The sequence below is a fragment of the Photobacterium sp. ABD4_091 genome (genome assembly GCF_056160145.1).
This window is the reverse complement of record NZ_JBSWWQ010000001.1, coordinates 863,178-876,323: the sequence shown is the minus strand read 5'-3', so window position 1 is coordinate 876,323 and position 13,146 is coordinate 863,178. Positions and strand designations below refer to the sequence as shown.

Here is a 13,146-nt window from a genome sequence, read left to right as displayed (position 1 = left end):
TCTGAAAATGGTAACCGGCGCGGTGTCCGCGCCGGTTACAAATTGTTTTGATGATGTTGCCCCATTGTAGAACAGCTGTCACCAAGAAGGAATGCTATGCCAGCGCTTCTTTGAGAGCGCGATCAGAGATTGGCGAAGCGCTGCCTGGCAAGCCGGAGCTGGTCGATGCGGGCATCATAGCGGGCTTGATCCAGCGAGTTGACCTCGACCATTTGGCTGGCCTGGATATACATCTGGATAGCCTTTTCCCATGCCCCGCGCAGCGCAAGCAGCTCGGCCCGGGCCGCGAGCTCTGCATCACGACGGCCGTTGGCGGCCTGCGCCTGTGCCAGTAGGTGCCAGCCGTTAGGATCTTCTGGGTTGTCATAGGTATAGCGGGTCAGGATCGGGATACTTTCGTTGTTACGGTCTGCTTCCTGCAGCGCATTGGCCAAGTTCAGGCGCAATACCTTGTTGTTTGGGTTGGCTCTCTGGGCAGTCTCTAGGCGTGCTATAGCCCGGTCGTACTTTTTCTGGTGCAGATCGAGATCGGTAGCTGAATCGATATAGAAACGATTATTGGGCTCTTTAGCCAATAGAGGATCAAGCAGAGCATGAGCCTTTTCGTATTGCTCAGAATCGATATACACCAATGCCTTGCCGTAGTTGATGGCATCTTTGGTCACCGCATTGCTTCTTTTTTCCTGACGCTCGAACCAGTCCAGTGCTGCATTGCTGTCGATACCGGCATAGCGGGCAACGATACGTGCCCGGGCTAGCTGGTAGCGCTGGGAGGTGTCCACCCGGCGGGCTGGGAACTGGTTGGCACGGCTGCGGCTATCGGTGATCCGTGATTCCGGCAATGGGTGAGTCAGCAGCATAGGTGGCGGCGTGCTGACATAGCGGTACTGGTCGGCGAGACGGCCGAAGAAGCGAGGCATGGCCTGTACATCAAAACCGGCTTTGGACAGAGTGGCTATACCAATACGGTCGGCTTCTTTTTCGTTGCTGCGGGTGTAGTTGATCTGGCCCTGTGCCGATGCTGCCGTGGTGGCATGGATGGCGGCGATCCCCGCTTCCGGCGAGGCAATAGCCAGCATCATGGAGCCGATCAGGGCTGCCAGTGTTGCCGGTGACTTCCTGGCCTGATCTTCCATACTCCGGGCGAGGTGGCGCTGGGTGACGTGGGCAATTTCGTGCGCCACCACCGAGGCGAGCTCACTCTCGGTTTTGGCATGGAGAAACAGCCCTGAGTGGATAGCTACATGGCCGCCGAAGAAAGCGAAGGCATTGATATCCCGGTTCTGGATCATGAAAAAGTTGAACGGGGTGCGGACATCATTGGCATTGGCGACCAGGCGGTGGCCGAGATCACTAATATATTCAGACAGCAGCGGATCGCTGATCACAGGCATGCTGGCCCGTATCATCCGCATATAGGCATCGCCGTATTCTATTTCTTTTTCAATGCTGAGCGTTGCCGCCGCCGCCGTACCGATATCCGGTAGGCTGCTCAGGTCATTGGCCGGAGCCGCAATGCTAGTGCCGAGTAATGCACTGATAAGAAGATAGGCTGGCGCCTTAGCAAATCGAAACATAGTAATAATTGATACCGCCTTCTGTTGCGTATTCCTGCATTCGCACTACTGCGAGGCTAAATCTGTCCTGAATAATGCTGCTTTTCACCAAGGTCAGACACCGAAACCTTTGACTGGTTTCTTTTTTGTCGCCCGAATGTCCTTTACAATAACCCGATGGATGATAATTGTCAGTATACCGGAATGGAACGTGCATTGCTTAATTTGACGACGGAACGCTGCCCGATGGCACTGCTTTTGGCTAAAAGGGCGGTAAAGTCGCTTGCGATTGGCGATACGCTGGAAATTCATATCTCTGACACAGGGGCAAGGCAGGATATCCCCCGCTACCTCTCGAACCATGGCTTTTTTATTGATGTACGGTTGGACAGCCAACAGGTACTTGAAATTATTGTGACCAAAAGGCAGTAAACATTTTATGCTGGATATGCTGACTCGCTGGTATAAGCGACGATTTTCCGACCCCCATGCCGTGAGCTTGGTAGCGATTTTGCTCGGCGGCTTCTTGACCATTTACTTCTTTGGCAACCTGATAGCGCCGCTGCTGGTGGCGATTGTACTGGCATACCTGCTGGAGTGGCCGGTGATGCAACTGACCCGGCTGGGACTGCCGAGGACGCTGTCGGTGATGGGCGTATTGCTGATCTTTGCCAGCTTGATGGTGATGGCTATTTTTGGTTTGGTACCAACCATCTGGCATCAGGTCGGTAACTTGATTGCCGACGTGCCGAATATGTTTAATGGCTTGCAGAATTATGTGTCCAGCTTGCCTGAGCGCTACCCTGACTTTGTCCAGCCGCACCAAGTGTCGACCTTCATGGTGACCCTGCGCGAAAAAGTACTGGGCATGGGCGAGAGCGTGGTCAAGGGGTCGCTGGCATCTTTGGTCAGCCTTGCGACCTTGGCGGTTTATCTCATCCTGGTGCCGTTGCTGGTGTTTTTCCTGCTCAAGGATAAAGAGGAAATGCTGGAGATGCTCAGCGGCCTGCTGCCGAAGAACCGCCGCCTGACCAGCAAGGTCGGCGCAGAGATGAACCAGCAGATCTCCAACTACATCCGCGGCAAGGTCACGGAAATTTTTATTGTCGGTATTGTCAGCTATGTCACCTTTGAGGTCATGGATCTGCGCTATGCGGTACTGCTCGGCGTACTGGTCGGTTTCTCGGTGCTGATCCCTTACATCGGGGCTGCAGCGGTCACCCTGCCGGTGGCAATGGTGGGTTTGTTCCAGTGGGGGATCAGCCCTGAATTCTGGTGGCTGCTGGTGGCCTACGGCATTATCCAGGCCCTGGATGGCAACGTGCTGGTGCCAATCTTGTTCTCGGAAGCTGTGAACCTCCACCCGGTGGCAATCATTGTCGCGGTCTTGGTGTTCGGAGGCATGTGGGGCTTCTGGGGCGTGTTCTTTGCTATCCCGCTGGCCACCTTGGTCAAGGCGGTGTGGAATGCCCTGCCGGCGACAGAGCCTCCGCTCGAAGAGCATCTCGAGGAGTGAAGCTTCGTAAGTTCTCGTAATATGAGCTAAAGAAAAGGCCGCGAAAGCGGCCTTTTTGATGTTTGGATACTCAGGGCAACCCTGCGAAAAGGGTGGTTAGCCGTTTTCTTTCAGGTAAGCCAGCACCACTTCGTGGTGATCCTTGGTTTTGAACTTGTTGAAAACATGCTCAATTACACCGTTTTCATCAATCAGGAAGCTGATGCGGTGCAGGCCGTCATAGATCTTGCCCATAACTGGCCACCCTTGGAAAAAAACATGACGAAAATCTTGACTGTTTTCAGAAAAGTCTTTCTTTAATAGTGGTTTAGATTAATATTTTCTCTTATTCAACTTCAAATATAGCAGTTGTCATAATTTTTTGTCAATTTGGCTACTTTTAACAGTTTTTGACTGAATAATCTGTCATAAAAATGCAGCAACCCTGTTAATGAATAATTTAGCGTGAAGTAACGAAAGTGAGTAAGCCTTTAGGCACGAGTGGCTTAGGAGGAGAGGTTGTAGTAATGGAGTTCTCATGTGTCTCATTGCAGCTAATGCTACTGGAGAAGACTTTTCACTCATCATCATGATGAGCGAATGGAGTTAACTACCTCAGGTGGAGGATGTTCGCTCACTTTGGCTAAGACAAATAGGCTAGATGTGATTAGGAGTAAAACCTATACCTGAAAGATCCTCTTGCAAACTAGTGATATTTCAGTTTTTAGTAACACAACTTATTGAATTATTAGATACTAGCCCCCATCTTAATGAACAAGTATTTTTATTAAGGACAACTTCATGAATGAAGAAGATATGATGTACATGCTTGTTGGAAAAACCCTCGCTTCCTGTCAGGCACTTGAGATGAATGCAAGGAACTATTTTGCCATCTCGAAAACTGTTGAGAAAAAGCTAAAGGAAGACATGCTTTTACCGGAAAATGCATTTGCAGCTTACGATCTCTCCGAATTTGAATTGCGAATGACGAACAAAGACAGTTTAAAAAACTTCATCAGTCACTGCAGCCGAACCATGGAAGGTAGTACGCCCGAGCGCGACGAACTTTTTGCGGAAATAGCTGATTGCAGAAATGAGTTCGTACACAAGTTTCTGACTAACAGCATTGAACAAATCATGGAGAAAGATGAGCTGCACAGAGCCATTGAAGATCTGATTACGATCAAGTCTAAGGTTGAGCGTGTGAATGGCATAATAGTAGAAGCACTAGAAGCCAAGCACTCTAAAGGTCTAGCTAATACCAATTAAACCGGTAGCTTGATTTGCTAGAGAGCTATTAAATATAAAGAAAAGGTAGAGTCAACTGACTCTACCTATAATATTTTTCTTGTGGTTAATTTAAAATTTCCTAGCAGCTGTAACTTAAATATTAGCATATATGTACTAATTCAGACCCGATCTGACAGTTACCCACTTTCGACTTGGTGCCTGTCAGATTATATCTGGGCTAGATTCTTTTCGGCCCAGATTGATTTCCCATCCTCTAATGTTTCTATGGGCGTTCTGCCACAGCACATTTTTCCTTGATGGGTACGATGATTGTTGTAGTAGTCCACCCATTCGTCCAGATCTTTCTGCAACTCATCCATTGAGCCATACAGTTTCTTTCTGAACGTCACTTGGTAGAACTCATTCAATATGGTCTTGTGGAAGCGCTCGCAGATCCCGTTTGTCTGTGGCGACATGGCTTTAGTTTTAGTGTGATCGATATCATTGATGGCTAAGTAAAGTTGGTAGTCATGTTGCTCAACTCGACCGCAGTATTCAGTACCCCGGTCAGTCAAGATTCGCAGCATTGGCAACTCGTGAGTCTCGAAGAACGGTAGAACCTTGTCATTCAACATATCTGCTGCGGTGATAGGTGTTTTTGTCGTATAGAGCTTAGCGAAAGCAACTTTGCTATAGGTATCAACGAACGTCTGCTGATAGATGCGTCCAACACCTTTCAGATTGCCAACATAGAACGTGTCTTGAGAGCCGAGATAACCTGGGTGTGCAGTTTCTATCTCACCACAGGCCTCATCATCATGCTTCTTGCGCTCAAGGGCAGCGACTTGCTCGTCCGTTAGGATTATACCGTCCTCTGCGACCTGTTTTTCCAGTGCGATAAGACGTTTCTTGAAGTTTTCTAGGTCATTGCGGAGCCAGATTGAGCGTACGCCACTTGGAGAGATAAACACGCCTAGTTTACGCAGTTCATTGCTTGTTCTGACTTGTCCATGCGCAGGGAAGTTGATGGCGTATTTGAGCACAGCCTGCTCAGTCTCACTATCGACACGATTCTTTAAGTTTGGTGTTCTGCGGCTTTGATTAATCAGAGCATCGATACCACCTGTTTCTACCAACTCTTGATAACGATAGAAAGTGTCTCTTGAGACACCCATGACTTTACAAGCTTTTGATACATTACCGAGTTCTTCTGCAAGATTGAGAAGCCCAGCTTTGTGTTTGATGATTGGATTGCTAGTATGAAGCATGAGAGTTACCTCTTATTGTCTTTGATTACGGATTCAGCACCTTTAATCAAAGTGGGTAACTCTCTTCATTTCAATTGAAGTGTCAGATCTAGTCGGAACTAATACAGCATATAACATATCTAGTAAAAATACTGATGACATTCTCAACTCTTTAAGTGGATTAATAATAACGAATAAGCTCAGTTGAGTGCGATTTTAGTTGTTGGTTGTTAAATCTATAACATTCCAACCACTTGCAATAGCTGCCTCTCTCTTAGCTTCAGGAATTCTCGATTTATCTATAGTAATACCAATTATATGCTTTGCCCTCGTCATTGCGACATACAGTTGCTTCATGAATTTAGGCTTTCGAACCCCCGTAGGCTTTGTAGTTTTTACACCGATAATATAATCTAACATCTGATGAACATCATACTCATGAAATTTTGTTTCTAGTAATAAGGTTGCTGAGTGCGTTTCACCTTTAACAGAGTGGATAGTGTCAACTTCAATACTTATATTACGACCATTTACGTTTTCAATATACATATTAGCTGACACGGATTTATCATCAGTTATTGTGTTTGGTACTACATATGAAATATACTCATTAAGTGCAGCAGACTTCTCCAATAAGCCAAGAACTGTTAATAGTTCCGTAATATTACTTTCCCAACGTTGCTTATCATTAAGGTCAGAAGTTTGAATTTCAATTATCTTTTGATTAATTTCATTACACTTTGGGCTTTCCTTGATTATAGCTTTTAATTGGTATATCGGCATATACTCATACCCTGCAATTTGTAATAACTTACGAATTCCTTCCAATGCTATTTTGTAGTTATTTTCATTACACGTAGTAACTTTCTGAGTCTCCCTGAAGTATTCAATTATTTTTTCAGGTTTGAAATTTTTACTGGAGTTGTTTTTTTCAAAAGTTGAAAAGTAGTGTTTAATCGTAAGGCTTTCTGGTTTCGTCTTTCCTATTCCCCCAACGGCCTTAATAGGGTGTTTCTCATCTAATGGAAGGAAGCCCGCACACAACTGTGCAAATGCTGACAGTACTTTCGATCTGCTGTGTTCATCAACGATGTAGATCGTATGCGGTTGAGCAATATTTACTAACTGAGTAGAACTTAGTGAAACCTTATTAGTGCTCAATCTACTAGCAAGGGCTGCTATGCTTGGGTTAAATCTATGGCTAGTATTTATGATTTGTAACTTTAATTTATTATAACTATTGCTACTTTCCTCCTCGTTACCTGAAAATATAGCCTGATCAGCATCACCTAATCGTTGAAGTGTACTACCTTCATAGGAGAATATTTTGTTAATAATTTCATCTTGTACAAGAGATGTATCTTGCATCTCATCTACGATTACTAACGGAAACCTTGATCGAATAGCGTCTATTACATTTGGGTTTATATCCAAATACGCCTTAGCATACTCAAACATCTCCCGATAAAAGAATAAACCCTCACTCAGCATCGCTTGCTTTATTGAGTGCAGGTTTTTAAAGCTATCCGATGTGGAGACCTTTTTGAAGCCAGGAATAATATTTTCAAATTTACCGTTAACATATCTAATTTGTAAGTTAGATATACTAGCTTTTGGCTTTCCATCCAAGTATGTTCTTGCCTTCCAAGAAAGCTTACTGTCAATATATTTTAAGCAAAAGTCATCATCAATACGTTTGATTTCAATACCCTTTGACCTACAAAAAGGTAAGGCTAGGAATCGATTAACAAATTCTTGAATAGTACCTATGAAGTGAGGATAAGATAACAGTTTACGCCCATACTTATCACGTTCCAATCGACTAATGATTTCATTTTTAGCTACATTTGTATGGCTAAGTACACATATACCACTTGTACATTTATTCCAACTCTTCGCAAGTAATGCTAACTTTGCAGCAATAAGTGTTGTTTTACCACTACCGGGACAAGCTTGAATATCGATATATTCCTTTATGGCCTGTCGACGCTCTTGATCAAAAACGAGTCCCGTCTTATCTTGAAGCTCATCGATATGGTTATCGGTTATTGAAGGTATCATTCTGCACCTTCTACTTCTAGTTGCTGATCCTCTTGATTATCTAAAACCTCAATGATAACCGGTTCTGTAACATATTCAATGGCGCTAACAATATACGCAGGTAACTTATTCTTAAGTCTAGCCGGTTCTCCTTGATATACATTACTTAGTATCTCTGCCAACTTATATGTTGCTGCTGTTTTGCCAGACGACATTTTTTCAATCATTCCATATATTTGAATAGCTTTTTCTTCAGGATCATCACAAAGGTCTTCAAAACCGACCTCACTACCCTTTACAGAGCAATAAAGCTCTTTGGCCAACCCCGATTTAGCTAAACAATATTCAAAAGTCCACTCTTCAGAAATAAATGTTTTTACATTTTCGCCATCTTGCTCACACTTTGTTTCTTTGCGTGCTATTAGTTCGTCCTGTTTATCATTATAGTAGCTAACCCATCGATTTAAATTCCCTTTTTTCCCCTCGCCGGTGTTAGGTTGTTTTTTAACCTTAAAGCCGATTGTATTACCTGGCTTCTTTTCTGCTTTATCTGGCCAAATATCAAGATCTGTTACACAGGCAATTTTCATGGGGAATGGCTTAACACCGGTTTCTTTCTTACGATAGATTTTTGCATATCGTTTATAAGCTAGATTGCCAACATTCACTATCGATACCCCATAACTTTCAAGAGGGCGACCTAATAACTGAGCAATAGTTGGTAGCAATATATTTTCACCGTCACCTTCAACCAGTATAACGCTTTTGGCGAAAAACATATTTGCTTTGCTAACATCAAGAAATTTTTCTAAAAACGGGTAGTCATCATCATTCAATAAAGTAGCTCCTCGTCTTAAAGGGAATGATTGACCTTTATTCATTAGAATTATATTTTCAAGAGAAACTTTCGAAGCTAAGTTCGGACTATGCGTAGATAGGATGCACTGTAAATCCCCTTGCTTTTCTACAAGGTACTGGATGAACTTCATTTGTAACTGCGGATGAAGATGAGCCTCAGGCTCTTCTATTAACAAAAGTGGAAAGCCTTTACCTGATTGGGTTAACAACATCAACTCGGCAGCCATAAATAGTAAGTTGCTATACCCAAGCCCATGGGACAAACCTGTATCATTTAACCCTAGAGTAAGCCGTTCAACAATTGCTTTAAAAGCTGAATTCTTTTCTGCTGAACTCATGTCTGCAACATTCTTGCTGCCAAGCATGTCAATTACAGGCGCGAAAGGCGTGTCTTTGAACGTGATTTGTTCTAATATTTTTTCGACACTGCTTTGCGCAGTAGAAATTGAAGTATCAGATTTTATTGATTGGTTAGCCTGCACAATCAGCGTAATCAGACGCTCTATATCCAGCTCGTTACCGCCAATACTGCTCTTGCTACCTAGTAGTTGTGATAACCGAGACATTCTTCCTGCAGAGAGCTCATTCTCTGCATCTCTTAATGGTTTAAGGTAAGTAGTAGAAAGATATAGCCTTGTATCACGATCTAAATGTGGCCCTTCTTCACTAGACCCAGCACGAATTTCAGTACGTATACTTTGCGAATTACTAGTCAGGGTGTCATTTATGGAAGCAGTTAATGTTATATATAATACTGTTTGAATGTCACCATTTTCATTTTGTTCAAACGTCAGGTACTCAGCAAATGCACCGCCATCGCGTTCATCAAGTCCACAAAACTTTAGACTGATTTTTAGCTTTGTCGAACCCGACCTGAAATCGGAGTACTTAATCCTTACCCACTCAGCTGAATTAGTATCTAATACCAATCTAATAGCGTCGATTAAGCTCGTTTTACCAGCATCATTCTCGCCCACTAAAAGGTTCAATCCTTTGTTTAAAGTGACGTGGGTTGACTCAAAGCCTCTAAAGTTTTCAGCCGTTACACTCGATAAGTACATACACTGCCTTTGGTAAATTTAATCTATTAATTCAGTAAAAGTGAGGTTAGATAAATTGAATATCACCTCCTTCTTGAGTGGCTTTTTCTTCTCATATGTCGAGAATGATATTTATCTGAGCTAGCCAGGCTTTGTCCTTAAGCTCTTATATTTAAATCTATTTTGTTGGATTTTTTCAATAAGCAGTGTCACATTTACTACTAAATTTCGTCATTAAAAATAGCTATTTATATAAAAACAACATCACTTATAGGAAAGTTATCTTTTGGTCAAATTGAAGAGGTACACTGGCTCAGTGTAATATATGAGAAGCTGGAGTAAGAACCAGTGAAAGTGCACTGGTTCTATCGGTTTTTAAACAACTACTTGTTATTTAGGTAGTCGAGTACTACTTCATGATGGTCTTTGGTTTTGAACTTGTTGAATACATGCTCTAGGTTACCTGACTCGTCAATCAAGAAGCTTGTTCTTACAACACCCATGTTTTCACGGCCCATGAACTTCTTGAGCTGCCAAACACCGTACTTCTCACAAACTGCGTGCTCTTCATCGGCTAGCAAAGTGAAGTTAAGCTCTTGTTTGTTGATAAAGTTAGTCAGCTTCTTAGGTGTGTCTGGGCTTACACCGAGAACAACGACATTATGGGCATCTAGTTCTGCTTTAGTATCACGTAGCCCTTGAGCCTGAACAGTGCAGCCTGGCGTTGAAGCGCGTGGGTAGAAATAGAGCAATACTTTCTTGCCTTGCAGTTCAGATAGCGTAATAGGGTTGCTGTCTTGGTCATTTAGAGTAAAGTCTGGTGCAGTTTGTCCAGCTTCGATTGCCATATTTTTTCCTTACTTTCTAAATTTAAGCTACTTCGGAGTAGTGTGACTACGTCCTGCTTAAAGTATTTTTATATCGTTAGAATGTACATTTTTATAGATAACTAACTGTCTTGTCTAGTGGTTACACTAAACAGGATGCTCTTATTTGAAATCACCTTTGATCACGTTATCAACCCCAGCTTGAACCACCTTGTCCATCGCCTTCTCTCGCTGGCTTTCATGCAGCATCTCCATGAGTTCCTGAACCATTTTTATATGGCTTGCTGCCTGTATGGCTAGTGCTTTTTCATGACTTTTAGAGAGGTCGAAGTACTCTTTTTTCTTCTTGTTGGCTTTGGTTTTATCGCGTTTTAGCTGTTCTACTTCCGCTTGTAAAACATCAATTGGTGACTGGCTTAAATCATCTTGTTCGACCCGCAACTCCAGTGCCTTATTCTTCACCATATCCTGAACATCTTTATGCCTGCGCAATGCCCCAACAGAAAGCCCCGCTTCTTTCTCGACGCTAATGTTATTGATTTTTAGCTTACCTTCTCGGGCTTTCTTCCTTAGCTCACGGTTTTCTGGTTTACCCTCTAACAGACGCTCTAGGGCATTTATCAGCTTATTCTTAGTTGCTTGTGTCATTACGCAGTCACTCCGCAGGGTATCAGCAGGTCTTGAACTTTTTGAGGTATTGCAACGGGTTCATAGCTAATATCTAAGTCTTTCATAATGCGTTCAGCAGCCGTGATTTTGATATACACTTCTGATGCTGTTTGAGGCGTTAACTCATCATGCTCAATGTCCCATAGCATATGTATTTCAGCTTCCTTGCGTTTCGCTTCGGCAAAAACGGCATCGACAATATAGTCGTTCTTACAGTCCACACACTCTAATAGGTTGACTTGTGTACGTAGGCTACAACCTGTTGAAGTGCAGTAAATTCCGGGGGCGATGGCGTGAATGTGGCGCTTTTGATCTCGGATTTGCTTTTTCCAGTAGTTGAGCGAAAGCATGTCGTCATCGACCTTATCTTTAAACAAGTTACGCTCAGCCTTCATCATGTTTTTGGCAAACTCTTTGCCTTTGCCGCCAGCGACACGCTCTTTATTCGCAAGTTTCCTGTAGATGTTCAGGTACACCTGCGCTTGTTGGTCAACCCTTTCTGCATCAATGGCATGGGCCAAGTTTTGTTTTTGTTTTCTGACTTTCTGGAATTTACTGGCATTCTTGGCGTAATGGCGCGTCATCGCCATGGACACATGGCTGAACTGCTGCTTGAGTTGGGGGAATGCGCACAGCTCATACCCGATAAGGTAATAAGCGAACGAGCGGCGGAGCTGATGCCCTGTAAACTCATAGTCATCACCGACATTAAAAGAAAGGTTGGGGTCGGAGACCTTCAAATCAATCACGTCATCATTGGTTAGCACAAGCTTTTCCCCTAGTGCGTTTTTATACCAATCACCTACGTGTTTAATAATGCTTTTTTTGTCGATAGCCCCACAGCCTTCTTTTATCTTGTAGAAGAAGGCTTGGCTATCAGAGTGACGTTTTCTAAGTGGCGAATTTAGCGCTTGCAGTATTTCGTAAGCCTTTTTCCCAATCTCGGTTGTGACAAACTCATCCTGCCTTGACTGAAAGCCTCTGGCCGTTTTTGAGAGGTCAGCATGAATAACATGAATGGCTTGCCCAGATATGATTTCTGTTGTGCACCCTTTCGTGGTGTGAAGATGGAAAGCTTCATCCCCCCGCATACCAGTTCGGGCCATTAACGCCCAAAGACAGCCACCGCTGAGTTCTTTAAACAACGATTGCGCCTTCTTAAGTCCGGTCACCACCCTGTTGCCAATCGTCAATGTTTGCTCAGGGTGGAATTTGTCGATGTATTCAGACTTGAGCGCAGGTTTGTGCTTGTTGAGCAGTTCAAGGGTCGATTTTTGTGACGGATTACTTAGCGCGAGAAAAGCGGCTTGAAAAGTTACTCGCCTTTCCTTATCGCCTTTATTTGATAGGCTTAAATACCACTTAAGTCCGCCATTTTTGAATCTAGCCTCATCGCTAACAAGGTATTTAGCATACCCTTGGTAGGATTTCTCATGATAGTCAGCAATGTGATCTGAAAGCTTGCCAAGCTCATCACGAATGGGGTATAGCTCGTTCACTAATGCTTCTGATTGTTGAAGTCCCAGATAGTACAGCCGCTGCGGGATAACCGTGTGCTGCTTAGGCTCTTTAATGACTAAACCAAAATCCGAGGCGTTTAACGCTTTGGTCAGACTGACATTAAACGGTAGTCGTGTTGCCTCTATGAACAGTTTATTGAGTGAGGTGTAGGGTGTTTCTCGTTCGAAGTCCAAATCGGTAACATCACCTAATCCCCAAGTCTCTAACAGCTCAAAACTTAATAACTCAAAGCTATTGTGGCCTTCATTTAGTAGCGCAGAGGCGACTTTCTTTAACCCATTAATAGCCTGTACAATGCTCCCAAAAGAATAATCTTTAGGCGAGAGCCACATCATACTCAATGCGAGTGATCTCAATTGGTTTGTCAGGTTGCGCTCCATCACCTTTCCGTCAAGAAAGAAGTCCAGGGTATTCGGTTGGGTAGCATCAGGCTCAAAGAAGGGTTGTAGCTGACGCCAAGCGTTGTTGTCCCCAATTTTACCCAGTGATTCACCAGTGACGCTAAAGCCTATATCTAGCGCCTCAAACTCATCCCACTCCCCCGAGGCAATAGCTGGTTCTAATACGTCGTTCAGGTAGTTTGTATAGCTTCCAACATGCTTTTGCGCGTCTATGAGGGCATCTTGTTGGTCAAGCATGTACTTAGGTAGCTTTATCATGACT

10 protein-coding genes and 1 pseudogene are annotated in these 13,146 nt (G+C 43.8%); 3 read left to right on the top strand and 8 right to left on the bottom strand.

The window, feature by feature from the left end; genetic code table 11:
* Positions 1-122 precede the first annotated feature (122 nt).
* A complete protein-coding gene (bepA, locus tag ACXAGQ_RS03880) occupies positions 123-1,577 on the bottom strand; it encodes a beta-barrel assembly-enhancing protease (protein ID WP_475251948.1) in 1,455 nt (484 codons plus the stop codon).
* Positions 1,578-1,760: 183 nt separating this feature from the next.
* On the opposite strand from bepA, the gene ACXAGQ_RS03875 reads away from it, so the two are divergent.
* The gene (locus ACXAGQ_RS03875; protein WP_475251946.1) at positions 1,761-1,988 is read left to right on the top strand and encodes a sulfurtransferase TusA family protein; all 228 of its coding nucleotides are present in this window, start codon (positions 1,761-1,763) and stop codon (positions 1,986-1,988) included.
* 7 nt (positions 1,989-1,995) lie between these two features.
* Positions 1,996-3,072, top strand: coding sequence for an AI-2E family transporter (locus tag ACXAGQ_RS03870; RefSeq protein ID WP_475251944.1), 1,077 nt, complete (start codon positions 1,996-1,998; stop codon positions 3,070-3,072).
* A gap of 96 nt (positions 3,073-3,168) precedes the next feature.
* On the opposite strand, the pseudogene ACXAGQ_RS03865 reads toward ACXAGQ_RS03870, so the two are convergent.
* A pseudogene (locus tag ACXAGQ_RS03865) lies at positions 3,169-3,306 on the bottom strand (hypothetical protein); the annotation flags it as partial.
* Positions 3,307-3,852: 546 nt separating this feature from the next.
* On the opposite strand from ACXAGQ_RS03865, the gene ACXAGQ_RS03860 reads away from it, so the two are divergent.
* The gene (locus ACXAGQ_RS03860; RefSeq protein WP_475251942.1) at positions 3,853-4,320 is read left to right on the top strand and encodes a HEPN domain-containing protein; all 468 of its coding nucleotides are present in this window, start codon (positions 3,853-3,855) and stop codon (positions 4,318-4,320) included.
* Positions 4,321-4,508: 188 nt separating this feature from the next.
* Here the strand turns inward: ACXAGQ_RS03860 and ACXAGQ_RS03855 are convergent, their stop codons facing one another.
* The 6 genes from ACXAGQ_RS03855 to ACXAGQ_RS03830 form a co-directional block, all read right to left on the bottom strand.
* Positions 4,509-5,549: an IS481 family transposase gene (locus ACXAGQ_RS03855; protein WP_475251940.1), complete on the bottom strand. Its 1,041-nt coding sequence runs from the start codon at positions 5,547-5,549 to the stop codon at positions 4,509-4,511.
* A 195-nt stretch (positions 5,550-5,744) separates the two neighbouring features.
* Positions 5,745-7,589, bottom strand: a complete 1,845-nt coding sequence (locus ACXAGQ_RS03850) for a UvrD-helicase domain-containing protein (RefSeq protein WP_475251938.1) — start codon at positions 7,587-7,589, stop codon at positions 5,745-5,747.
* Positions 7,586-9,487 (bottom strand): ATP-dependent nuclease, encoded by a 1,902-nt coding sequence (locus tag ACXAGQ_RS03845; protein WP_475251936.1) that lies wholly within the window; start codon positions 9,485-9,487, stop codon positions 7,586-7,588. Before ACXAGQ_RS03845 ends, ACXAGQ_RS03850 begins: the two co-directional genes overlap by 4 nt.
* A gap of 362 nt (positions 9,488-9,849) precedes the next feature.
* Entirely contained in the window at positions 9,850-10,314 is a 465-nt protein-coding gene (gene bcp / locus ACXAGQ_RS03840; protein WP_475251934.1) for a thioredoxin-dependent thiol peroxidase, read from the bottom strand.
* 141 nt (positions 10,315-10,455) lie between these two features.
* Positions 10,456-10,941 (bottom strand): bacterioferritin comigratory protein, encoded by a 486-nt coding sequence (locus ACXAGQ_RS03835; RefSeq protein WP_475251932.1) that lies wholly within the window; start codon positions 10,939-10,941, stop codon positions 10,456-10,458.
* Positions 10,941-13,142: a site-specific integrase gene (locus ACXAGQ_RS03830; RefSeq protein WP_475251930.1), complete on the bottom strand. Its 2,202-nt coding sequence runs from the start codon at positions 13,140-13,142 to the stop codon at positions 10,941-10,943. The genes ACXAGQ_RS03835 and ACXAGQ_RS03830 overlap by 1 nt, the downstream gene beginning before the upstream one ends.
* Positions 13,143-13,146 lie beyond the last annotated feature (4 nt).

Excerpts from the sequence above, each read along its gene's own strand:
- ACXAGQ_RS03830 (WP_475251930.1), bottom strand. The coding sequence starts at position 13,142 with ATGATAAAGCTACCTAAGTACATGCTTGACCAACAAGATGCCCTCATA.
- ACXAGQ_RS03860 (WP_475251942.1), top strand. The coding sequence starts at position 3,853 with ATGAATGAAGAAGATATGATGTACATGCTTGTTGGAAAAACCCTCGCT.
- bepA (WP_475251948.1), bottom strand. The coding sequence starts at position 1,577 with ATGTTTCGATTTGCTAAGGCGCCAGCCTATCTTCTTATCAGTGCATTA.
- ACXAGQ_RS03835 (WP_475251932.1), bottom strand. The coding sequence starts at position 10,941 with ATGACACAAGCAACTAAGAATAAGCTGATAAATGCCCTAGAGCGTCTG.
- ACXAGQ_RS03870 (WP_475251944.1), top strand. The coding sequence starts at position 1,996 with ATGCTGGATATGCTGACTCGCTGGTATAAGCGACGATTTTCCGACCCC.
- bcp (WP_475251934.1), bottom strand. The coding sequence starts at position 10,314 with ATGGCAATCGAAGCTGGACAAACTGCACCAGACTTTACTCTAAATGAC.
- ACXAGQ_RS03855 (WP_475251940.1), bottom strand. The coding sequence starts at position 5,549 with ATGCTTCATACTAGCAATCCAATCATCAAACACAAAGCTGGGCTTCTC.
- ACXAGQ_RS03845 (WP_475251936.1), bottom strand. The coding sequence starts at position 9,487 with ATGTACTTATCGAGTGTAACGGCTGAAAACTTTAGAGGCTTTGAGTCA.
- ACXAGQ_RS03850 (WP_475251938.1), bottom strand. The coding sequence starts at position 7,589 with ATGATACCTTCAATAACCGATAACCATATCGATGAGCTTCAAGATAAG.
- ACXAGQ_RS03875 (WP_475251946.1), top strand. The coding sequence starts at position 1,761 with ATGGAACGTGCATTGCTTAATTTGACGACGGAACGCTGCCCGATGGCA.